Source organism: Salinisphaera orenii subsp. halophila YIM 95161, from assembly GCF_003732545.1.
Classification (GTDB): domain Bacteria; phylum Pseudomonadota; class Gammaproteobacteria; order Nevskiales; family Salinisphaeraceae; genus Salinisphaera; species Salinisphaera orenii_A.
Genome location: NZ_AYKF01000001.1, coordinates 167,850 through 189,588, shown reverse-complemented (window position 1 = coordinate 189,588; position 21,739 = coordinate 167,850). Strand labels below are relative to the sequence as shown.

Below are 21,739 nucleotides of genomic sequence, written 5' to 3'. Positions count from 1 at the left end.
GCACGAGCCCGGGCCGCATGGCAGGCATGACACAAGAAGGACGTCTGGGTCGTATCGTGAACCGGCTGCAGACCCGGCGGGATCGGCCGTGGAGTGTTGGTACAGGCTGGTGTCAGCTCTGATGGCGTGCGATCGAGTTTGAAGCCGCGATCGCTTGTTTCAGAGGCCCAAAGCCGGTTGTCTACGTGGCGCAATGCCTGCCGCGGATGTGCCGTTCGCCGTCGTGCGATCGGCATCACCGAACGCCGCGGGGCTCGCCGGCGGAGCAGAGGAACGGGCGGTCAGGCCCGAGCCGGACGTCCGACCCGAGCGACAGCCGGTGGATGCAGGTCGAACGCGCGTTGTTCGGCTCGTCGACGCGTAGCGTGACGGGTTGGGTTTCGGCGTCCGGTCCGATCGGCGACTGCCGCCGTGCGCCCGAGGGTCGGGTCAGTCGTCGTTACGCGGATCGTCGGCCGGATCGAGATATTCGATCTCGAAGGGGCCGCTGCAGTGGGGCGACGGTCCATTGTCGTCTTGGAGGCGAGCGTAATCGAAGTAACCGTAGCGGATCACGAGGCATGCTGGCCAGGGGCAGGCTGCAGAGGTATGTCGCGCTGGCCCCTGGAATATTATCCCGAGGAGATTCGATCGCCGTACGCCTGGAGCGCCGTGTGGCGGCAGGGCGCGGCGGCTGCGATGGCAAGCGTGTCGTGAGGGCAATGGCGAGATCGAGATCCGGCGGCCCGGTTCTGTGGATGGCCTCGTCGCGGTGGGGATCGAGTGGGTGGCCGCCTCGCATCGGTAACGGCGACCGGCCCATGGGCTGTGATCGTTGCGGCCCAGGTTCGCCGAGCCGCGCGCCGCAGCGATTGCGGCTCTCTATCGGAATGCCTCGGGCGGCAGCTCGCGCCAGGCCCCGGGCGCCAGCGACTCGAGTTCCCACTGGCCGATGCGCACGCGCACGAGCCGCAGGGTGGGCGCGCCGACGGCCGCGGTCATGCGCCGGACCTGGCGGTTGCGGCCCTCTCGGATCGTGATCTCCAGCCACGTGGTCGGCACGTTCCGGCGATAGCGGATCGGCGGTTCCCGCGGCCAGAGCGCCGGCTCGGGAATCACGATCACCTCGGCGGGGCGGGTCGGTCCGTCCTTGAGGCCGGGCCCGGCGCGCAGGGCCTCGAGCTGCTCGGCGCCGGGCGCGCCGTCGACCTGGGCCCAATAGGTCTTGGGCAGCTTGTGTTTCGGATCGGTGATGCGCGACTGCAGCCGGCCATCGTTGCTGAGCAGCAGCAGGCCCTCGCTGTCGCGGTCGAGTCGGCCGGCGGGATAGACGCCGGGCACGTCGATATAGTCCTTGAGCGTGGTGCGCCCGTCGGCATCGCTGAACTGGGTGAGTACCCCGGCCGGCTTGTTGAAGGCGATCAGTCGCGGCTCGGCCGGCGGCGGTGTCGGCTTTCGACGGGGCGCGGGCCGGCCGTCCGGGCGCCGGCGGCGGGACGACTTGCGCGGCGATCGGCTCATGGGGCGGCGCGGCATCGAAACGATGGGTGAACCGCATTCTAGGGACGGTCAGCATTTCATGCGAGCCCGCACCACAGCGCTTGGCGCTTCGGGTTGGACCGCCCGTGAACAATCGCCCCGGGGTGCGCTGCGGTATGGGTCGTATTGATCCTGGCGGGTCACGACTGGCGACTCGCGCCTTGCCGCACACGGCGTGCGATCTTCAGCGCGGTGTGCGCATGAAGTCGGGCCCTCGTACCGGCCGCACCGCGGTGCCAGTGGCTTACCGCACCTCCGGTGCGCCCGCGAGACGGGCCGAGGCGAGTGCGTCGAAGACGATGCGACGCGGCGTCGCCCGCGTGTCGTCGGTGGTCGGCGATTCGACGAGGACGGCCGTGCAGTCGGCCAGCGCCGGCAGGCCGTCGCGGGGCGTGAGCTCGCGCATGCGCGGCGTGAGCCGGCTGCGATCGAGTATGCCAACGGCCACGCCGGCTTCCACGGCCGACTCGATGGCGACCATGCTCGCACTCGTGAAGGCCGGCGCCCAGGCGCGATGGGCGGCGTCGAGGGCGTTCAGGCCGAGCTGTCGGTACGGGCAGTCCGGCGGATGCAGAGCCAGGGGCAGGGGATCGCCGGCGGCCAGCACCGCGGTCGTGCCGGCGGCCCAGATCGGGCGGGTGCGCCAGAGCGGCACGCCGCCCTGGGGCTCGGTTGCCGCCGTGACGGTCACGGCGATATCCAGCGCGTCCTCGTCCAGCAGGCGCCGCAGCGCGCCGCTGGATTCGGTACGGACCTGCAGACTCAGCTCCGGATGCGCACGGCGCAGTCGCGGCAGAAGCTCATCCAGCAGGCGCGGCGTGTACACCTCGGGCAGCCCGAGCCGGACCACGCCGCCGACGCGGTGCGCGGCCAGCCGGTCCACCAGATCGTCGTGGGCCGCGACCACCGCGCGCGAATCGGCCTGGAGCTGCAGACCCCGGGCGGTGGGTGTCACGCCCTGACGGCCGCGTTCGAGCAGGCGCCGGTCCAGCAGTGTTTCCAGGCGTTTGATCTGCTGGCTCACCGCGCCGAGGGTGAGATGCCGGCGCTCGGCGACCGCGCGCAGCGTGCCGAGCTCGCAGGCGAGGTGGAACGTGCGCAGGAGGTCGATATCGAGCTGACGATGGACCGCATTATTTAGCATTTCTAAAGCATAACGCAAATAAATATAGATTTATATTATGCGCGGGCCGGTTCAGGATCAGCGCTCGTTTCGCTGCCGGTCCGTGTCATGCCCGTTCTGTCTTCTTCGCTTTTCGTCAGCATCGGCCTCGTGCTGTGCTGGAGTTCCGGTTTCATCGGCACGCAGATGGCCGCGGATTCCCGCCTCGAGTCGCTCGCCCTGTTCTGCTGGCGCTTCATCCTCGCGGCGTCCCTGTGTCTGATGCTGCTGCTCGCGCGTCGCCGCACGCCGACCCGCGAGCCGGGCGCCGTGGCGCTGGAACTCGCCGCCGGCAGTCTCAACGTCGGTGGCTTTCTGCTGGGGGTCGTGCTCGCGATCGATCTGGGCGTGAGTGCGGGCGTGACCGCGCTCGTCACGGCGTTGCAGCCGCTGCTCGCCGCGTTGGTGATGGGGCTGCTGCACGGCGAACGCATCGGTGCGGTCGGTTGGCTGGGCAGCCTGCTGGCCGCGGCCGGCGTGAGCGTGGCGGTGGGCGGTGACATGCAGGGTCTGGGCGCGGCCCCGTGGTGGGCCTATCTGCTGCCGGTGCTGTCGGCGGCGAGCCTCACCGCGGGCAGTCTGCTGTCGACCTAGCGGCCGGCCCGGCTCGGCCTGATTGAGCGGCTCATGTGGCAGCTGCTGGCCGCGGCCGCCCTGTTCGCGCTGGCGAGTGCGCTAAGAACGGGGCACGCGCCGGCGCTGCCGCGGTTCGAGCCTGATATATGGCGCGCGATCGCTTTTCTCGTCGTGCTGTCGAGCTTCGGCGGCTACGGGTTCTATATCGCCTGCCTGCGTCAGCGCGGTGTGACCTACACGGCGGTGATGTTCTATCTCACCCCGCCCTGCGCCATGCTGTGGGCGGCGCTGCAGTTCGGCGACGGCGTGGACACGGCCGGCTGGATCGGCGGCGGGCTGGCCGCGCTGGGCGTGATGCTGGCGTTGCGCGTGGTGGGACAGCGGCGCGAGGACGCCGGGCCCGGTGCGAGCGCCGATGCGGCGGCTGGCTGAAGCCGGCGTTCGGTTGCGCTACGGCGTATGGCCGGAGGCCGCTTCGATCATCGGTCGACGGCGGCGCCGCGGGCGGCGCCGAACACACGGCCGGGACGGGGGCGCCGCCCCAGCCGTGCAGTCGCCGTTTCACTCGGGCTGCATGGCGTAGCGCAGCACCGCGGCGACGCCGGTGTCGGTGGGCATCCGGTCGCCGGGGATGAAGCGCACCTGGCCATCGAAGCGCACGACGAATTCGGCGATGGCATCAAGCACGTCATCCGTGCGTCCGTCGCCGGCGGCGCCGCGCTCGACCCGGCCGCTGTCGCCGTCGACCGTGCCTTCGACCCGCGCCTCCTCGTCGATCAGCAGCGTCTCGATCTGGCCGATCGTGGCCGCGTAAGCGACCTTGTCCAGCGCGCTTTCGCCTTCCTGGTGGGCCTGGCGCTCTTGATAGTGCTCGATCCAGCGCCCGACCTGCGTGCGCGACGCCCGTTCGGCGATCGGCCACGTCAGCTCGCCCAGCTGGCTCTGGCGGATGGCCTCGAACGGGTCCTGATCCAGCCCCGTCTCCAGCAGATTCGGGTTGCCGCTGACCTCGCGGAACAGGCCCTGATGCTCGGAGACCATCGCCAGGATCAGCGGCCGGTTGGTGCGGCCGTTGTGATGATCGCGGATGGCCTGATCGACGGCCTGGAAATACTGCTTGAGATCCGTGCTGTCGTTGCCGCTGCGGTCGAAGTCCTTGCGGTTGGCCGAGTTCTCGGTCTTGCCCAGCGCTTCGCCCATGTCGCGCGGGACATCGCTGTGGAGGTCCACTTCGGCGATGTTCTCGCGGTCGCAGTCGTAGAGGGCGACCTCCTGGAGACTCACGCACAGCACCTGATAGCGCATCCAGTTGGAGGTCTCGCGCAGGGCCGGGCGCAGGTGGAAGGAGTCCGCCACAATGCCCAGCGCCTCGTCGGGGCTGCGCATCATGCGGCGCACGAGGAAGCGCTCGGGCGAGACGAACACCGCCAGCCCGTACTGCTGATGCGTCCAGAACACCTCGTTGGTGCCCACCGATTCCAGCTGCTCGAGCAGCTCGGCGCGCACGTACTTGTCCATCTCGCGCTCGTCCAGCGCATCCCGCACCTTCTTGATCTGGTCCTTATAGAGGATGCGGTTTTCCTCGCGATAGTTGGACACCGGCGAGGTCGGCACGTAGATCGTCACACAGGGCGACTCCTCGGCCAGCGTCAGCGCGTTGATATCGCGCCATTCCAGCATCGGGGCGTTGGTTTCGTGTTCTTCGTTGTCGTTGCCACTCATAGCGGTTGTCTGAACTCCACTGACTGAAAGATTCCTGTTCCGGTCGGCTCCGGCCGTCGTGCCGCCGAGATCCCGATATTTCAAGACCGGCCGTGGTGGCGTGACGGGCCGTGCTCAGGCGCACATCGCGGTCGTGATTGGATCGGTCGACCGGCGCCGGAGGCTTCATCAAGCCGAGGCCGCCATGCTGACCGTCTCGGGCCATCGACGCTATACGGGCGTACACGGAGGCAGCGCCAGGTCCGACAGGTGGCGTGGACCGATGGAGCGGGTAAATCCGGTGGTGGGAAGTCTTTATGGGCACACGCGGCCGGAGCTGAATGGCCCTCGGCGGCGGCTGCCGACCCCTGCGCGCGATGAGCGCGGCTAGCCGGCCGCAGGCGAGGCCGTTGCGGTGTGCAGACCGAGCGCGCGTCGTACCGGTCGCAGCGCGTCTTCGGCGGGCAGGTTTGGTCCGCCGGCTTATCCGCGTCTGACACCCGACCGCCGCCGGTCGGGTGTCAGTCGCTTTCGGACGGACGCGGTGGCTGAACGCGCGTCACGCGCTCCGTTCGCTGCGGCGGGGCAGTCGCCAGTTCGGGCGCACGAAATGACAGGTATAGCCGTTCGGAAACTTCTCCAGATAATCCTGGTGCTCCGGTTCGGCTTCCCAGAAATCGCCGGCCGGCTCGACCTCCGTCACCACCGTGCCCGGCCAGATGCCGGAGGCGTTCACATCGGCGATGGTGTCCTCGGCGATGGCCCGCTGCTCGTCGTTGGTGTAATAGATCGCCGAGCGATAGCTGCGGCCCATGTCGTTGCCCTGGCGGTTCTTCGTGGTCGGGTCGTGGATCTGGAAGAAGAACTCCAGCAGTTCGCGATAGCTGATCGTGGCCGGGTCGAACACGATCTCGATCGCCTCGGCGTGATCGCCGTGGTTGCGATAGGTGGCGTTGGGCACGTCGCCGCCGGAATACCCCACGCGGGTCGAGACCACGCCGTCGTAGCGGCGGATCAGATCCTGCATGCCCCAGAAGCATCCGCCGGCCAATATCGCTCTTTCGGTTTGGGCCCGTTCGGTCGCCATCAGATGTCCTCCACTTGATCGATGTACTCGCCGTAGCCCTGCGCTTCCATTTCATCCTTTGGGATGAAGCGCAGCGACGCCGAGTTGATGCAGTACCGCAGCCCGCCGCGGTCGGCCGGGCCATCGGGAAACACGTGTCCCAGATGGCTGTCGCCGTGCGTCGAGCGGACCTCGGTGCGGCTCATGCCGTGCGAATCGTCCTGCAACTCGTTCACATGCGCCGGCTCGATCGGCTTGGTGAAGCTCGGCCAGCCGCAGCCCGACTCGTACTTGTCGCTGGACGCGAACAGGGGTTCGTCGGAGACCACGTCCACGTAGATGCCCGGTTCCTTGTTATTCAGATACTCGCCGGTGCCCGGCGGCTCCGTGCCGCTTTCCTGGGTTACCCAGTATTGGTTCTTATCCAGACGAGAGATGGCTTCGGGATCTTTTGTGTAGGCTGCCATGAGGGTCCTCGAATTTTTGCCTTGAATGAATGTATGAAGGTTGTTCGTGCAAAATCAAGCAGGTGCAGCGTACGCCCTATTCTGTGACTATGCGCGCAAAAAACAGTCTTCAGTCTTTTAGATCGTTTCCTCGTAATGCGAGTGTCGTTTGGTGCTGGCGCTTTGACGTTGTTTGAGGTTTACTTGATTCACCAAACATCGAAGTCGGGGGCATCGTGGTTAAGCAGATCTGGCTATTCGCACTATTGCTGTTTGTTTGTCTAAGCAGCGCGCACGCCGAATCCATGACGGCGGCGGAGCTCATCGAGAAGGCGCGGTCGCAGTCGCGCGAGATAGAAGAACTCAAGAAGGTAATGGAGAGCCCGGACCGGAATCTTCGCCTTTCGGCGTTTGAGTTGATGATGAATAGCGACAATCCGATCTATCGAGAACTCGCGATAGAGTCTGGCCTGGCCAGCACGGATAGTCTTCTTCGGTCTCAGGCGCTGAAGGCGACAGTCTTCAATATGGATGCGCTTTACGTCGATCTGACCGTCGACGAGAACGCACCCGACGAAGCGCAAGAGAAAGCAAAAGAGGCGCTTGCTGCAGGCGTGCCCAGATTGATCATCACGATTAGATCAAAGGATCCGAAGAACGACTCTATGGAGATATCCGCAACCAACGGTGGGAAGGCGGAAATACAGGGCGTCAACTATGTCTTCCAGACCGGTTACGAAGCAGGCACTCTCACGCTACAAGACGGTGCGCTGCTACAGGGCCCGTTAGCTTTTAAGGGCAACCGCTATATCGGTGCGGCAAAACTGCGTTAGTGAAGGGTTTTTATGCTTTTCAGCGATATGCCTTCTTGCGTCTTGGGATAGAGCACTAAACGCACGACGCGCGGCCGAGTCGGCGCGAAGCGAAGTTCGACCTCGTCGTCGGGAGAAAAAGCCAGGTTGCCGCCCCAGACACTGCGGGCGTTATGGAATTCGTCGTCGCCGGCGAGTATCAGTTCCGCCGCGCGTGGCCGTAGCGCCTGGTCGATGGACGTCGCGTCGATTGAAAGGCCGTGAATCACCGTGCCGGGTTCTACCCGAAAATCCAGGGTCACGGGGCCGTGCAAACTGGCCGTCAGCCACGGCTCGGGAGTTGATTCGGTCGCCAGTAGATTTTCGGCTCGATGTTCGGACGACGCTGCCGGCGCAGACCAGGCGGAAAGTGTCAGAAGCCGCTTCGCGCCTTCGGCACCGATTCGCGTTGCTGTTTCGTCCTCTACGCTGGATGCCTTTGTGCGCCTGTCAGCCAGTGTCGCCTCGGCCCGCTCGAGCATGCGATCCATCCGCATGACGGTGCCGACCCCGGAGTTCGTGCTTACGGAGAGAAGCATGCCGATCGGCGTATTGTCGGCGGCCATCAGCAGACTGCCGCTCATGCCCTTGCGCAGTACGCCTTGGGTTGAGGCCGGGCGCACGCGGATGAACTCTCTGCGGTCATCGTCGAGCCAGACCACGGGCTCAAAACCCAGTGAGCCGTCCCCGTTGACGAAACGTAGTGCACCCTGGGTGCTCTCCGACAAACGGGCATCGACCGCACGGCTGAATGAACCGAGGTGATGTCCGCAATCACGGCTGATGCCTCCAACGATGGTGCCCAGGCTAAGATCGTCGCCGAGCGCTATCACGTCGACGAGATTTCCCAGGTTCGACTGCTCAGTGCCGACGTATCGGAGCGATGGCGCATCGGCCTCGGCCACGACGTGCGAAGGTAGAAGGGCAATGCAACGATCCCCGTAGTGGGCGACGAACGCCTGCCCGATTTCGAGCGGAATATCTCCGAGCTTTCGAACGACCGCTTGATCCGATGCGGCATACGATAAAGCGCACCAGAGGATCAGGAAAACGGCGAAGGCGGCGTGCCGGGCGCGGGGGATGATGCTCATTGAGGAGGATCTTTCGGCTGGCGCGGCTGGGGACGTCGAATGAGCCGGGTCGCTTCGGCGAGCGTTGCCAGGATCGAGAGGCCGCCAAAAAGCACTAGCGTGAATATGACGAGCCAGTTGTTGTGCGTCAGGCGTGCCCAGAAAGTGGGTTGAAAGACGATTCCTGCTTCGCCGAAGCGTTCGATACTTACATGATTCGAGAGGCCAAAGGCGATGACCGAAATTTGTGGCCACTGCGTAGTCATGGCTTCGTGTGTAAGCCGAATGAACCCGCTCGCTGGAGCGCTTCCATCGTCGCCCGATACCTCGACTTTGTCCCCTGGTAGCAGGTTTATGGAATCTACCAGGCTGCGACCGCTGGCTTCTTCGTTCGATGCGCTGTACACATCGATCTGTCCTTCTTCCAGTAGCGCATGGCGCGTCGTCGTTACGTCCTGCCCAATACTCAACGCGCCTCTGAATGGAAAGACGAGAGACGTCTCGGGATTTCGTGAGCGCCACACCAGCGTGATGGTTCCGGGCAGCCGGGCTTGCAGATGGCCTGAACCCATGATTTCCAAGCCTTCATTTTCAGTGGATGAATTGGGGCTGACACGCGTGATCACGCGTCCGTCGCGCAGGCTGGCGAACTGCGCCAGGTAAGTGCTTCCACCAAAATGCCCGGCATCATTGAATTCCAGTGAGAGTTGCGGCGAAACGTCGGGAGTTTTTATTGGTTGGTAGGCATGCGGGCGTGATGAGCCGCACCAATCAGCCCGCGATCGCGGGTCGTCGAGGCTTTGGTAAACGTTCGATGCTTGTTCTAATTCCTGCCCCGTACAGAGAACCGCGTCCGAGATGTCCCACCGAGTCGGCTTGTTTCCGTCAAGTTCGACGCTTACGAGACGCGTTTCTGCGCGGAGAGAAAAAGGCCAGGTACCATCCTGGAATGTGGAATAAGCCGCGAAAAGGATATAAAAAAGGCTTGACCACTGCGCTAATCTCAGACCGAAAGCGGTAAAATAAAGCCATACATTGTCGCTTGCATCAATCGGGCCGTCCGTTCTGCGTTTGAACAGGTCGCAACGCTCAGCCAAGCGGGCTCGAAGTGGCGTTTTGGCTCGCATGTGATGTTGTGAGCTGAGCGCCGGATTATTCGTCGCTTTCAGCGCGCAAGTTAGACGAACTGGTCGCTACAGAGAGCGTGGCTGGAGGCAGGGGGCGGCCATACCGTTCGCGGTCAATTCGGATCTGCAAGTCGTTGTCGAGAGGCGCGGGCAGGTCGATATGGCACCAGAAGTCGAATATTGTCGTGCGGCCATCGTGGAGTGCCTGGCAGGTTCCGGTCTTGTCTATTGTCGGCGCCGAATAGAATACGTCGGTGGCGCCGAAGCCGTTGATCATCAGGTTGATGCCCGTGGAAATGTCGTTCCCCGGGCCGTAAGGTGGAAGATAAACGTCACCCGGATCCTGGCAGTTCCCGGATAGAACCGATATCGCCAGATGCTCTTTCTCGTATTCTTTCAGTAGATCGAGTGCGGTCGATTCGCTATAAGGGAGGTTGACGGGTTCGTTATCGATGCTCGGCGGTAGAATATAGGTATTCCGAGATATATAAACGCCGTCTCGCGATTGAACCGTAAGACACACTTCCTCACTGTTCATCGAGCCGGGCGGTCTGAGCTGTATGCCAAGGATGTCGCTGCCTGAAAGAAGACTGCCTGTCGTCAGTCCGACAACCACGAAGCCGCTGACATTGACATCGGGCTGAATGGATTCCCAGAACGGGTTGGCTTTAAGTTCCGCCTCCGCGCTGTAGGCAGCGTTCGCTAGCGTAATGGATACGAGTAGCGCGAGAATACGTGGACGGGAAATCTTCCAGCGTGTCATACCCGGACTCCCTGTGACCCCTGCTAGGATCATATGAGAAACGGATAGACAAAGCTACTTCGAAAGAAAGACTAGCGCGATCCGGCATTAGAATTCGCAATGCGGCCCGAGTGGCGCCACTGATGGGCCACGCCACCTGGCCTCGCATTCTTGCCTAACTGCGATGCGCAGCGCAGTGGCAAAGAAGTAGATATAAACAATTATGGGCCTTCGCCAGTCGCAAGAGCTCGGGCTCAAGTTCATGATTTAGTGAAGAACGCTCGCGGAGCGTACGAAATCAGCCCGTTTCGTCCAGCCGTCGCCGAAGTTCGGCATTCTCCGATTCCAGCTCGCTGACCCGAGCTTCCAGCTTCGCAATACGCTGCCGGGCAGACTCCCCATCCCCCCGACTAACCGCCGCCTTGTCGGCATGCGCGGCGACGTCGACCGGCCCGCACAGCTGGTGCATCAGCTCCGCTTCCTTGCGCCCCGGCGTGCGGGGCAGCTGCACGAGCAGGGCGCTGTCGTCGTCGCCGATCAGCTCGGCCACGGCGTCTGTGACGGCGGCGTTGTCCTCGAAGGTGTGCAGGCGGCCGCTGCGGGCGCGCAGTTCGCCGGGGGTCTGCGGGCCGCGCAGGAGCAGCAGGGTGAGCACGGCGTACTGGGCCGGCTTGAGCTGCAGGTCGTTGTAGGTGGTATTGCACAGGCGCTGCTTGTACTTCTCCACGCCGGTGCGGAAGTTCTCCTCGATGTGGATGAGGCTGCGGTCGCGCAGTCCGCGTGCGGTGCGCTGTACTTCGGCGGGTTTGAGCGCCATGACCGGCTCGCGGGCCGATTTCTGGTTGCAGGCGTTGGTCAGTGCGTTGAGCGTGAGCGGCATCTGGTCGGGCGTGGTGACGGATTTCTCCATCAGGCTGCCGATGAGGCGCGCCTCGACGTCGGTGAGCTTGGCAAGCATGGGCGTGGCGTTGTGGGGTCTCGCCATCATGCTAACCGCAAAGGCGGGTGCCGGCGTGACGGATGGCGGCGAGGGCGGCTGAAGTGCGCCGACCGGTTTCGCCGCTCGGCGCCACGGCGGGAAAACGCGCCCGGCCTTGCCCGGGCGCGCTGCGATCAGAGCCCCAGCCGCACGAAGAAGAAGCCCCAGAGGCCGAAGGCGACGACGAGCATCGCGGCCATGACCCACCAGACACGGCGGTATTCGCGGATGAGTGTGGCGCCGCTGGCGTCGCTGTCGAGGAAGCGGCCGATGGTGATCTCGGCCATGCGCTGGCCCTTCATCTCCTCGTAGCGGGCCAGCTCGTAGCTGCTCGGCCGACAGGCGTAGCACAGGGCGACGAGCGTGGCGGTGCCGAGCACGAAGGCGATCATCAGGTTGTCGATGCCCGCGGGGTAGCTGATGACGTCGTGGCGCTCCAGTTCACCGAAGACGATGAAGCTGATCGAGCCGACGAGCATGCAGGCCAGCGCCGCGGTGGCGTTGGCGCGGCGCCATGTCATGGCCGCGACGATCGTCGGCAGCCAGGCCACGGCGAAGATGGAGCCGGCGTAGATCGATATCCAGTAGATGCCGGCGGGCCGGGCGATGGCGATCACGCAGACGATCAGCGAAACCACGATCTGGGAGATGCGCCCGGCGAGCACGCTGCGCTTTTCGCTGAGCCGTTTCTCGAAGAGCTTTTCGTAGAGATCGCGTGCCAGCGCGAAGCCGGTGAGCACGAACAGCGTGGAGGCCGTGGACATGATCGAGGCCATCAGGCCCGCCAGGCCCACGCCGGCGAGCACCGGGTTGGTATGGTCCATGAAGCCGACGATCATGGCGCGATCGGCCGGCTCGATCCCGGGCTGGATAACCTGCATCGCGCCGGCCGCGAGATAGACCATCAGCTGCATGGCCGGGGCGAAGAACACGCCGACGATGGCCACCTTGAGGATGACGAAGTCGTTCTTCGCCGGGAACACGCGCGAGACCAGCGCCGGCGTGCAGGCAAAGAACAGGATCCACACCAGGAACTGGGAGATCGACCAGCCCAGGCTGCGGTCATCGGCGCCGGCCAGCGTCCAGTAGCCGGGCAGGCGCTCGCCCAGGCCGCGCAGGTTCTCGAGGCCGGCCTGATCGATGAGCATCGGCGAGATGACGAAGGCGATCGCCAGCAGCGTGAAGAACATCATGGTGTCGGTGTAGACCACGCCGTACATGCCCGACAGGCTGCAGAAGACCATCAGCGCGGCGGTGAAGGCGACGATGATGACCGGAAACGGCACGTCGATGATCTCGGCCAGCACCAGCCCGGCGCCGATGAGCTGGATGATGCCGTAGCCGAGCAGGCCGATGACCATCAGGAGCAGCGCGACCACGCTGACCCATTTGTTTTTGAAGCGCCGATCGAAGAAATCCATCATCGTTCGGCATTCCATGGCCTTCATCTTGCGGCCGATCCAGACCACGGCGACGAGCGTGCCCAGCCAGGCGCCGAAGGAGCCGAGCGCGCCGATCACCAGCGGCCCCTCGCTGTAGGAGATGCCGGCGATGCCCATCAGCGTGACCGCGCTCAGAAATGTCGCCGCCAGGGTGCCGGTGATGAGCACGGTCGAGCCGCGCTCGCCCATGACGTAGAAGTCCGCGCTGTTGCGGATGAATCGGGTCAGCCCCGCGGCGACGATCACGTAGGCCGCCAGCACGATGACGAAGATCCAGAGGGTGATATCCATGACCGGGCCTCAGCGACGGTCGGCGGTGTTCGTCTGCTTGAGTCGCCGGATCGTGGGCCGGTACTCGCGCAGCAGGATGACGGCGACGACGACGCTGGAGATGACCGTCGTCAACAGGGCGTTGCCGAACAGCATCAGTACGTAGGGGTTGAAGTCCATGGCGCGGGGCCTCTTGCGTGAATCGGGATGGATGCGGAGCGTGCGGCGCGCATCAGGCGCGGCCGGCGCGAGCGAGCGCGGCGTTGACCAGCACGTCCGCGCCGATACGGGCGTGCTCGGCCTCGATGGATTCGGCCTCGTGGTGGCTCAGTCCGCCCGCACAGGGGATGAAGATCATCGCCGTGGGGCAGTGGCGCGCCAGGTGGAAGGCGTCGTGGCCGGCGCCGCTGATCATGTCCTGCCAGCGGCAGTCAAGCGCCCGCGCGGCCTCGCGCACGTGGCCCACGCAGGTCTCGTCGAAGGGCAGGGCGGGGCTGCGCCAGTGCGGCTCGACGGCACAGTCCACGCCGCGGCGCTCGGCGACGGCCGCGAACCGCGCGCGCAGATCGTCGATGGCGGCGTCCACCACGGCGTCGTCGGGATGGCGCAGGTCGAGGGTGAAGCGCAGGTCGGCGGCGATGGTGTTGCGCGAGCCGTGCTCGACGTGGCACTCGCCCACGGTGGCCAGCAGACCGTCGGTCTCGGCCACGCGGCGCTCGATCGTCTGCGCGAGTTCGGCCGCGGCGAACAGCGCGTCGCGGCGCGCCGGCATGGGCGTGGTGCCGGCATGGCCGGCGCGCCCGGTGACCCGCACGTCCAGCCAGCGGATGGCCTGGCCGCCGGTGACCACGCCGATCTCGACGCCGTTGGCCTCGAGCACGGGGCCCTGCTCGATATGGATTTCGAAGAAGGCGTCGAAGTCGCGTGCCAGCGGCGTGTCGCCGGCCGCGCCGACGGTGGCCAGGCTGTCGCCCAGGGTGACGCCCTCGGCGTCGGCGCGCGCCAGCGCCTCGGCCAGCGGCATCGCGCCGGTGAACGCGGACGAACCGAGCATCGCCGGCGTGAAGCGCGCGCCCTCCTCGTTGGTCCAGTTGGCGATCTCCAGCGGCGCGCGGGTGGTGATGTCGTGTTCGTTGAGGGTGCGCACGGCCTCGAGCGCGGCCAGCACGCCGAGCACGCCGTCGAAGCGCCCGCCCCGCGGCTGGGTGTCGAGGTGGCTGCCGAGGACCACCGGCGGCACGGCCTCGGCCCCCGCGCGGCGGGCGAACTGGTTGCCGACGGCGTCGTGGTGGACGGCCAGCCCGGCCGCCTCGGCCCACTGCGCGAACAGCGCGCGCCCGGCGGCGTCCGCTTCGGTCAGCGCCAGCCGGCTGCTGCCGCCGTTGGCGGTGGCGCCGATCTCGGCCATGGCCATCAGGCTGTCCCACAGACGTGGGCCGTTGGTTGCGAGCATCTGGACTCCCGGTGCGGCGCGGACATCGCGCGAATCGCTGTCTCGGGACGGCCGCCGGGCGTTCGGCCCGCTGCGATCCCGTTCCCCTGTCTCAATCTAGCGACAGGCAGGCAGGATCAGTCAAAGCATGTAATATTATCTTGATGATTAGCGGGGGTAATAATCATGGTTTGCCCGCAGCGTGACGCCGCATGAGCGACCGGCGGCACGACGCTGACGGTTCCGGCCCCGGACCCGGGCACGGCCGGCGGACTCTGGCCGCGCGGTTGGACTGGAATCTGATTCGCACCTATGTCGTCGTCGCGCAGGAGCTCAATATCAGCCGGGCCGCCGAGCGGCTGTTCGTCACCCAGCCGGCGGTCAGCCAGGCCATCAAGCGGCTGCAGGGCCAGCTCGGCTACACGCTGATCCGGCGCCGCGGCCCGCGCATCTCGCTGACCGCGGCCGGCGAGGAGGTCTATCGGATCGCCGGCGGCGTGTTCGCCGACGTCTCCAGCCTGGAGATGCCGGCCGGCGGCGCGGCCGAGCAGATCGTCGGCCGGATCAAGCTGCTCAGCGTCAGCCGCGTGCATTCCGCGCGCTACGATCGGTTTCTCGCCGAGTTCCACCGTCGGCACCCGCGCGTCGAGCTGGAGATCGAGGTCATGCGCGGGCACGATCTGCTGGTGGCGCTGCGCCAGAACACCGCCTCGTTCGGCATCGGTCTGTGCCGCGTGCCCACGCGGCTGATCGAGCGGCGGCTGATCATCCCCCAGCGCTATGCGCTGTTCTGCGGCCGGCCGCACCCGCTCTACTCGCAGGCGCAGGTCGATGTCGAGACTCTGCTGCACGAGGATCTGGTGACCTTCACCGGCGATCAGCTCGGCGACACGCTCTCGCCGCTGACCCTGTTTCGCGAGAACCACGGTTTTCAGGGCCGGCTGGCGGCCTCGTCGTCGAATCTGGAGGAGGTCTGTCGGCTGATCCGCTGCGGCTACGGCATCGGTTTTCTGCCGGAGGACGCGTTCCGGCGCGAGGTGGAGGTCGGCGACCTGCGCAGGCTGCCGCCGGCCGAAGGCCTGGCGGATGTCGACATCCATCTGCTCTGGAACAGCGAACGGCCGCTGCGACCGGCCGAGGTGGTCTTCCGCGACGAGCTGCTGGCGGCCTTTTCGGGCGCCTGAACCGGGCTCGGCCCGTGCCTATTCGCGCGCCGCCGCGCAGTCCAGACAACGCAGTGTGGTGGGGTCGTGCCACAGGCGCGCGTTGCCGATGGGTTCGTCGCAGTCGATGCAGAGGCCGAAGTCCGGACTGTCCAGACGCCGGCGCGTGGCGGCGATGCGCTGCAGCGTCTGCTGGGCACGATTGCGCGCGGCCCGGCTCATGGCCTGGGCCTGCATGGCGTCCATCCGCGACAGCCGGCCCTGGCGCGTCTGGTCGAGCTCCACGGCGTCGTCCGCGTTGGCGCTGTCGTCGAGATAGCGCCGTGTCTCCGCCTCGAGTTCGTCCAGTCGGGCGGCCAGGCGTTCGGGAGTCGGTGGGGTTTCGCTCATGCGCACAGGGTGACGCACTTCGCAGGCCCGACAAAGTCCTGTCGTCGCGCGGGGCGGCGGCGAGCCGGCCGCTGCGCTAGGCTCGATGCATCGCCGAACAACGGGTACGGGATGATGTGTGGAATCGCTCGATCGGGTCGAATGCTCGCGCTGGCCGCGGCGGTGCTGGCGAGCGTGTTCGGGTCGGGTACGGCAGTCGCCGCCGATGCGGCCGGACTCTGGCGCGGGCTCGCGGCCGGCGAGACGGTCGCGCTCATGCGTCACGCCAGCGCGCCGGGTCTGGGGGACCCGGCGAACTTCGCGCTCGACGACTGCGACACCCAGCGCAACCTGTCCGCCGCCGGCCGCGCCGAGGCTCGCGCGATCGGCGCGCGCCTGCGCGATCACGGCATCGACCACGCGGTGGTGCGTTCCAGCCGCTGGTGCCGCTGTCTGGACACCGCGCGGCTGCTGGACGTGGGCGAGGTCGTGCCCACGCCGGCGCTCGATTCCTTCTTCGAGGATCGCGAGGCCGGTCCGGGGCAGACTCGGACCGTGCGCCGGCTGCTGGCCGATGACGCCAGCGGTCGCCCGCGCGTACTGGTCACCCATCAGGTCAACATCACCGCGCTGACCGACGTGTTCCCGGCCTCCGGCGAGATCGTGGTGGTGCGTCCCGGGCCCGAGGGCCTGGCGGTGGTGGGGCGGATCGCGCCGCCCTAGCGGCGGGCCGGCCGCGCGGCCGTTCGAGCGGCGCGATGCTGTCGGCGCTGGCGGCCGGCGCGGCGCGTGAGGGCCGCTAACGTCGCTACAGGCGGCTGCGCTGTCTGTCGCTCCAGGCCTTGAGGTCGAGCAGCAGCTGCAGGCGCTTGGGCTCGCCCTGCACGCGTTCCATCAGCCCGGCGATCACCTCGTCGTACTCGTCCAGCGTCAGGCCGCCTTCGGGCGCGAATTCGAGGCGTTTGGACAGCCAGCGATGCCAGTCGTCGCGTTCGGCCTCGGCGAGCGTGTCCGGATAGTGGCGGGCGCGGTAGCGGAACAGCAGCTCGTTGAGACGGTTGTCGGAGAAGACGATCCCGCCGTCGGCCAGTTCGGCGGCATCGGTGTGGCGGACCCGTTCGGCGAGCTTGCGGTCGGCGTCGCCCACGAAGCCGTCGTAGAGCGCGGCGTCGGCGTCGCCTTCGGGCTCGAAGGTCTGGGCGTCGAACACGGCCGTGGCCTTGGCCTCGACTTCGGCCAGCCGGTCGTGGATCGCCTTCCAGTGGCGCCGGCAGCGGGCGATGTCCAGATGCAGCCGTTCGGCCTCGGCCTCGCGCATCATCTCGAACGGCGCGAGCACGGGGCACTTGTTCAGATGCACGCCCTTGAGGGCCACGCGCGGTGCGTCCTCGGGCAGATCGGCGGCCGGGGTGAAGATGCGCTCGTGGATCTCGTCCGGCGAGAGTTCCAGCAGCGGCGCCGGGTCGACGCGCAGGTCGTAGACAATGATGCAGTTCTTGTTGGACGGATGCGGGGCGATCGGCATCACCGGCGACAGGCAGCCGTTGCTCGCCGGGAATTTGGACGAGACGTGCAGCGCCGGCTTGCGGGTTTCCATATCCAGCAGCCGGCGGGCGCTGTGCTTGTCGCGATTGGCGAGGACGTAGTCGAACAGCTTCGGCTGTCTGTCGCGGATCAGCCGCGCCAGGTCGATGGTGGCGTGGACGTCGGACAGGGCGTCGTGGGCGCGTTCCTGGGCGAGCTGGTTGGCCGCGGCCAGGTCCTCCAGCCGGAAACTCGGGGCGCCGTCCTCGCGCTGCGGCCATTCGATGCCGTCGGGGCGCAGCGCGTAGGTCAGGCGCACCATGTTGATGATGTCCCAGCGCGAGCAGCCGTTCTGCCACTCGCGGGCGTACGGATCGAAGAAGTTGCGCCAGAGCGTGTGCCGGGTGACTTCGTCGTCGAAGGCCAAGTTGTTGTAGCCGACGCTGCAGGTGCCGGGCACGGCCATCTCGGCGACGATGGTCTCGATGAACTCGGGCTCGGGCACGCCCCGCTCGAGCGCGATCTGGGGCGTGATGCCGGTGATCAGCGTCGCTTCGGGATGGCCGAGCGTGTCGGCCGTGGGCTGGCAGTAGAGCACTAGCGGCTCGCCGATGACGTTGAAGTCGGCGTCGGTGCGGATGCCGGCGAACTGGGCGGGCCGGTCGCGCCGCGGATCCGCGCCGAAGGTTTCGTAGTCGTGCCAGAAGAAGGTGGGTGTGTGGCTCACGAGGCCAGGCTCGCGTCGTCGTCGCGCCGCTCGGCCTCCAGCGCCTCGGCGTTTTCCATCCACTGCGCCTCAGCGGCCTCCAGCTGCTTGCGCAGCCGGCCCTGTTCCTGCGACAGCCGCGCGGCCTCGGTGCGGCTGGAGTAGACGCTGGGCTTGGCCAGTTCCTTGTCCAGGGCGGCGAGTTTCTCCTCGAGCGTGCTCATCTCGCGCTCGGCCTGTTTCATGGCGTTGCGCATCGGCTTCTCGCGGCTGCGCTGGGCGGCGGCGTCGCGCCGGCTGCGGCCGCTGTCGCCGCCACCGCCGGGCTTGGCCGCGGCGGCTGGGGCGGTCTCGCCTTCGGTGTTGCTGCGCTGGTTGACCAGCCACTTGGCGTAGTCGTTCAGGTCGCCGTCGAAGGGCGCCATGTGGCCGTCGTCCACGCGCCAGAGCTGCTCGCAGGTGGCGTCGATGAGATGGCGGTCGTGGGCGACCAGCACCACCGCGCCGTCATAGTTCTGGAGCGCGATTTCCAGCGCGTGGCGCATGTCCAGGTCGAGATGGTTGGTCGGCTCGTCGAGCAGCAGCAGGTTGGGCTTTTCGTGCACCACCAGCGCCAGGGCCAGGCGCGCCTTCTCGCCGCCGGAGAACGGGCCGATGGGATCCAGCGCCTTGTCGCCGCGGAAGTCGAAGCCGCCGAGGAAGTCGCGGATGTGCTGCTCGCTGGCCTTCGGGTCGGCGCGCTGCAGGTGGGTGGCCGCGCTCGCCGCGTCGTCGAGCTGTTCGAGCTGATGCTGGGCGAAGTAGCCGATGTTGAGATAGCGGTCGAGCTGGACCTCGCCGGCCATGGGCGCCAGTTCGCCGGCCAGCATCTTCATCACGGTCGACTTGCCGGCGCCGTTGCGTCCGAGCACGGCGATACGGTCGCCCGGCACGATGCGCAGCTTGATGCCGGCCACCAGCGGCGTGTCGTCGTAGCCGATGGCGGCGTTGTCGACGCGTACGAGCGTTTCCGGCAGCCGGTCGGGTGTCAGGAAACGAAACGAGAACGGCGTGTCCCAGTGAGCGGCCTCGACGGTCTCCATGCGTTCGATCTGCTTGAGCTTGCTCTGCGCCTGGCGGGCCTTGGTGGCCTTGGCGCGGAAGCGATCGACAAACGCCTGCAGTTCGGCCACGCGCTTCTGCTGGGCCTCGAAGGCGGCCTGCTGCTGCAGCTTGGCCTCGGCGCGCATCTTCTCGAAGGCGGAGTAGTTGCCGTTGTAGAGGGTCGCGCGGCCGTGCTCCAGATGCAGCGTGTGGCTGGTGACGCCGTCGAGGAAGTCGCGATCGTGCGAGATGATCAGCAGCGTCGCCGGGTGCGAGGCGAGATAGCCCTGCAGCCAGAGCACGGCGTCCAGATCGAGATGGTTCGTCGGCTCGTCCAGCAGCAGCACGTCGCAGCGGCGCATGAGCGCGGCGGCGAGATTCAGGCGCATGCGCCAGCCGCCGGAGAAGGCGTCGATGGGCGCGCCGTGGGTCTCCGGCGAAAAGCCCAGGCCGTGCAGCAGCCGGGCGGCGCGGGCGTGGGCCGCGTAGCCGTCGATCTCGGCCATGCGGCCGTGCAGTTCGGCCAGGGCGAGGCCGTCGCCCTCGGCCTCGGCGGCTTCGAGCCGGTTCTGGATGGCACGCAGCTCGGTGTCGCCGTCGAGCACGAAATCGAGCGCGGCCTGGCGGCCGGCCGGGGCTTCCTGGCGAACGGTGGCGATATCCAGGTTGGCCGGCACGTCGACATCGCCGGTATCGGGTGACAGCTCGCCGAGCAGGAGTGCGAACAGGCTGGACTTGCCGGTGCCGTTGCGGCCGACGATGCCCATGCGCTGGCCGGCGGGGATGCGCAGGTCGAGCCCTTCGATCAGCTTTTCCGTGCCACGCCGCAGCGTGACCTGTCTGAGACTAATCATGGTGTCTATTGTAAATCAGCTACCGGGCCCGATCGCGGCCGGCCCCGGTTGAATGGGGCGGCGAGGCCTTTCGGCATCGACGCCGAACGTCGCGTTGTCGACCGGCGCGCCGGGCCGTGGCCCGTCTGTCGGCCGTTGCGGCCCCGAGACGCAGGATCGCGGCGCGTGCGGTCCGCTCGTCGCCTGCCCGGCCGCGTGCCGGGTCGCCGGATATCGCACCGGCGCAGGCCGGCGGGCGCGATGCACCCACCGGCCTCGGCGCTCGCTAGGAGCTAGCGCCGCCGCCCGAACGGTTGCCGCTGCGGTTGTTGCGGCCGCCGCGCTTGCGTCGCCGCTGGCCACCGCGGTTGCCGGGGTTGGCGTTGCCGGGCGCGCCGCCGCCGCGTTTGGGCGTGCGATTGCCTCCGTCGTTGTTCTGACGGCGCGGCGGGCGCTCGTCGGCCTCGTCCTCGGTCTCCGGCGCGCGCAGGTCCACGCCTTCGACGGTCATGCGATCGATGGGATTGCCGATGAGCTTCTCGATGCCCTTGAGCAGCTTGCGCTCGTCGGGGCCGACCAGCGACACCGCGGCGCCGTCGGAGCCGGCGCGGCCGGTGCGGCCGATGCGGTGGACATAGTCCTCGGGCACGTTGGGCAGCTCGTAGTTGACCACATGCGGCAGCATCTCGATGTCGATGCCGCGGGCGGCGATGTCGGTGGCCACGAGCACCCGGACGGTGCCCTTCTTGAAGCCGTCCAGCGCCTTGGTGCGCGCGTTCTGGCTCTTGTTGCCGTGCAGCGCGGCGGCGGTCAGGCCGTCGGTCTCGAGCTGCTTGCTCAGACGGTTGGCGCCGTGCTTGGTGCGCGTGAACACCAGCACCTGCGACCAGTCGCCGTCGCGGATCAGATGCGACAGCACCGCGCGCTTGCGCGGCTTCTCGACCATCACCGCCTTCTGGACGATGCGCTCGGCGGCGGCGTTGCTGCGCGGGGCGACGTCGATCTCGTCCGGCTTGTCGAGCAGGCCGGCGGCGAGCTTGCGGATCTCCTTGGAGAAGGTCGCCGAGAACAGCAGGTTCTGGCGCTTGGCCGGCAGATACTTCAGCACGCGCTTGATGTCGTGGATGAAGCCCATGTCCAGCATGCGGTCGGCCTCGTCGAGCACCAGCGTCTGGATGTCGGACAGGTCGGCGTTGCCGTTGTTGAGGTGGTCGAGCAGACGGCCGGGCGTGGCCACAACGATGTCCACGCCCTTGTTCAGCGTGGAGATCTGCGGCTGGTAGCCGACGCCGCCGAAGATGACGGTGCTGCGGATCGGGCTCGAGCGACCGTAGGTCTTGACCGACTCGTTGACCTGAGCGGCCAGCTCGCGCGTGGGCGTGAGCACGAGCACCCGCGGCTTTTTCTGATGCGTGTCGCCGAGCCGGTGAAGCAGCGGCAGCGTGAAGGCAGCGGTCTTGCCGGTGCCGGTCTGGGCGGCGGCGAGCAGGTCGCCGCCGGCGAGCACGGCCGGAATGGCGCGCTCCTGAATGGGGGTGGGCGTGTCATAGCCGGCGGCGGCGACCGCCTCGAGAAGCGACGGCGCCAGGCCGAGTTGAGCGAAGGACATGGGGGTTCCTGTTTGGCTGCGGCGAGATTCAAGGTCACGACACCGGCTGCCGCATGGCATGATGACGTGA

Annotated in this window: 21 protein-coding genes; 5 read left to right on the top strand and 16 right to left on the bottom strand. The window is 66.9% G+C overall.

What is annotated here, in order from left to right:
- Nucleotides 1-861 precede the first annotated feature (861 nt).
- Nucleotides 862-1,500: a pseudouridine synthase gene (locus SAHL_RS00835; RefSeq protein WP_123589510.1), complete on the bottom strand. Its 639-nt coding sequence runs from the start codon at nucleotides 1,498-1,500 to the stop codon at nucleotides 862-864.
- A gap of 262 nt (nucleotides 1,501-1,762) precedes the next feature.
- The gene (locus tag SAHL_RS00830; RefSeq protein WP_123589509.1) at nucleotides 1,763-2,662 is read right to left on the bottom strand and encodes a LysR substrate-binding domain-containing protein; all 900 of its coding nucleotides are present in this window, start codon (nucleotides 2,660-2,662) and stop codon (nucleotides 1,763-1,765) included.
- An 87-nt stretch (nucleotides 2,663-2,749) separates the two neighbouring features.
- Here SAHL_RS00830 and SAHL_RS00825 point away from each other — a divergent pair, with 87 nt between their 5' ends.
- Complete coding sequence (locus tag SAHL_RS00825) at nucleotides 2,750-3,274, top strand: DMT family transporter (protein ID WP_123589508.1); 525 nt, start codon at nucleotides 2,750-2,752, stop codon at nucleotides 3,272-3,274.
- Nucleotides 3,275-3,292: 18 nt separating this feature from the next.
- On the top strand, nucleotides 3,293-3,688 hold the full coding sequence (locus tag SAHL_RS00820) for an EamA family transporter (RefSeq protein ID WP_463668281.1): 396 nt from the start codon (nucleotides 3,293-3,295) through the stop codon (nucleotides 3,686-3,688).
- 129 nt (nucleotides 3,689-3,817) lie between these two features.
- Here the strand turns inward: SAHL_RS00820 and SAHL_RS00815 are convergent, their stop codons facing one another.
- The 3 genes from SAHL_RS00815 to msrB all read right to left on the bottom strand — a co-directional run bounded on the left by SAHL_RS00815 (nucleotide 3,818) and on the right by msrB (nucleotide 6,490).
- On the bottom strand, nucleotides 3,818-4,978 hold the full coding sequence (locus tag SAHL_RS00815; RefSeq protein ID WP_123589506.1) for a baeRF3 domain-containing protein: 1,161 nt from the start codon (nucleotides 4,976-4,978) through the stop codon (nucleotides 3,818-3,820).
- 538 nt (nucleotides 4,979-5,516) lie between these two features.
- The gene (gene msrA, locus SAHL_RS00810; protein ID WP_123589505.1) at nucleotides 5,517-6,044 is read right to left on the bottom strand and encodes a peptide-methionine (S)-S-oxide reductase MsrA; all 528 of its coding nucleotides are present in this window, start codon (nucleotides 6,042-6,044) and stop codon (nucleotides 5,517-5,519) included.
- Nucleotides 6,044-6,490 carry a peptide-methionine (R)-S-oxide reductase MsrB gene (msrB, locus tag SAHL_RS00805; RefSeq protein ID WP_123589504.1) on the bottom strand — a complete coding sequence of 149 codons (447 nt, stop codon included), beginning with the start codon at nucleotides 6,488-6,490 and terminating at the stop codon, nucleotides 6,044-6,046. Before msrB ends, msrA begins: the two co-directional genes overlap by 1 nt.
- Nucleotides 6,491-6,705: 215 nt before the next feature.
- On the opposite strand from msrB, the gene SAHL_RS00800 reads away from it, so the two are divergent.
- Nucleotides 6,706-7,302 carry a hypothetical protein gene (locus SAHL_RS00800; protein ID WP_123589503.1) on the top strand — a complete coding sequence of 199 codons (597 nt, stop codon included), beginning with the start codon at nucleotides 6,706-6,708 and terminating at the stop codon, nucleotides 7,300-7,302.
- Here the strand turns inward: SAHL_RS00800 and SAHL_RS00795 are convergent.
- The 7 genes from SAHL_RS00795 to SAHL_RS00775 form a co-directional block, all read right to left on the bottom strand.
- Nucleotides 7,299-8,411, bottom strand: a complete 1,113-nt coding sequence (locus SAHL_RS00795; protein ID WP_123589502.1) for a hypothetical protein — start codon at nucleotides 8,409-8,411, stop codon at nucleotides 7,299-7,301. The two genes, SAHL_RS00800 and SAHL_RS00795, sit on opposite strands and share 4 nt — an antisense overlap.
- Nucleotides 8,408-9,517, bottom strand: coding sequence for a hypothetical protein (locus SAHL_RS17415; protein ID WP_148045436.1), 1,110 nt, complete (start codon nucleotides 9,515-9,517; stop codon nucleotides 8,408-8,410). The genes SAHL_RS00795 and SAHL_RS17415 overlap by 4 nt, the downstream gene beginning before the upstream one ends.
- Nucleotides 9,518-9,542: 25 nt before the next feature.
- Complete coding sequence (locus SAHL_RS17410) at nucleotides 9,543-10,280, bottom strand: hypothetical protein (RefSeq protein ID WP_148045435.1); 738 nt, start codon at nucleotides 10,278-10,280, stop codon at nucleotides 9,543-9,545.
- 277 nt (nucleotides 10,281-10,557) lie between these two features.
- Nucleotides 10,558-11,244 (bottom strand): YceH family protein, encoded by a 687-nt coding sequence (locus SAHL_RS00785; protein WP_184947113.1) that lies wholly within the window; start codon nucleotides 11,242-11,244, stop codon nucleotides 10,558-10,560.
- Nucleotides 11,245-11,372: 128 nt separating this feature from the next.
- Nucleotides 11,373-12,971, bottom strand: coding sequence for a sodium:solute symporter family protein (locus tag SAHL_RS00780; RefSeq protein WP_123589499.1), 1,599 nt, complete (start codon nucleotides 12,969-12,971; stop codon nucleotides 11,373-11,375).
- Between the two features lie 9 nt (nucleotides 12,972-12,980).
- Nucleotides 12,981-13,130 (bottom strand): hypothetical protein, encoded by a 150-nt coding sequence (locus SAHL_RS17675; RefSeq protein ID WP_184947111.1) that lies wholly within the window; start codon nucleotides 13,128-13,130, stop codon nucleotides 12,981-12,983.
- Between the two features lie 52 nt (nucleotides 13,131-13,182).
- Complete coding sequence (locus SAHL_RS00775) at nucleotides 13,183-14,403, bottom strand: Zn-dependent hydrolase (RefSeq protein WP_123589498.1); 1,221 nt, start codon at nucleotides 14,401-14,403, stop codon at nucleotides 13,183-13,185.
- A gap of 191 nt (nucleotides 14,404-14,594) precedes the next feature.
- On the opposite strand from SAHL_RS00775, the gene SAHL_RS00770 reads away from it, so the two are divergent.
- The gene (locus SAHL_RS00770) at nucleotides 14,595-15,566 is read left to right on the top strand and encodes a LysR family transcriptional regulator (protein WP_123589497.1); all 972 of its coding nucleotides are present in this window, start codon (nucleotides 14,595-14,597) and stop codon (nucleotides 15,564-15,566) included.
- A gap of 18 nt (nucleotides 15,567-15,584) precedes the next feature.
- Here the strand turns inward: SAHL_RS00770 and SAHL_RS00765 are convergent, their stop codons facing one another.
- The gene (locus SAHL_RS00765) at nucleotides 15,585-15,935 is read right to left on the bottom strand and encodes a TraR/DksA family transcriptional regulator (protein WP_123589496.1); all 351 of its coding nucleotides are present in this window, start codon (nucleotides 15,933-15,935) and stop codon (nucleotides 15,585-15,587) included.
- 141 nt (nucleotides 15,936-16,076) lie between these two features.
- Between SAHL_RS00765 and SAHL_RS00760 the strand changes: the two genes are divergently transcribed.
- A complete protein-coding gene (locus SAHL_RS00760) occupies nucleotides 16,077-16,637 on the top strand; it encodes a histidine phosphatase family protein (protein WP_221177769.1) in 561 nt (186 codons plus the stop codon).
- An 85-nt stretch (nucleotides 16,638-16,722) separates the two neighbouring features.
- On the opposite strand, the gene sbcB is transcribed toward SAHL_RS00760, so the two are convergent.
- The 3 genes from sbcB to SAHL_RS00745 all read right to left on the bottom strand — a co-directional run bounded on the left by sbcB (nucleotide 16,723) and on the right by SAHL_RS00745 (nucleotide 21,669).
- On the bottom strand, nucleotides 16,723-18,165 hold the full coding sequence (gene sbcB, locus SAHL_RS00755) for an exodeoxyribonuclease I (protein WP_123589494.1): 1,443 nt from the start codon (nucleotides 18,163-18,165) through the stop codon (nucleotides 16,723-16,725).
- Nucleotides 18,162-20,081, bottom strand: coding sequence for an ABC-F family ATP-binding cassette domain-containing protein (locus SAHL_RS00750; protein ID WP_123589493.1), 1,920 nt, complete (start codon nucleotides 20,079-20,081; stop codon nucleotides 18,162-18,164). Before SAHL_RS00750 ends, sbcB begins: the two co-directional genes overlap by 4 nt.
- A 265-nt stretch (nucleotides 20,082-20,346) precedes the next feature.
- Nucleotides 20,347-21,669, bottom strand: coding sequence for a DEAD/DEAH box helicase (locus tag SAHL_RS00745; protein ID WP_123589492.1), 1,323 nt, complete (start codon nucleotides 21,667-21,669; stop codon nucleotides 20,347-20,349).
- Between the last annotated feature and the right edge of the window lie 70 nt (nucleotides 21,670-21,739).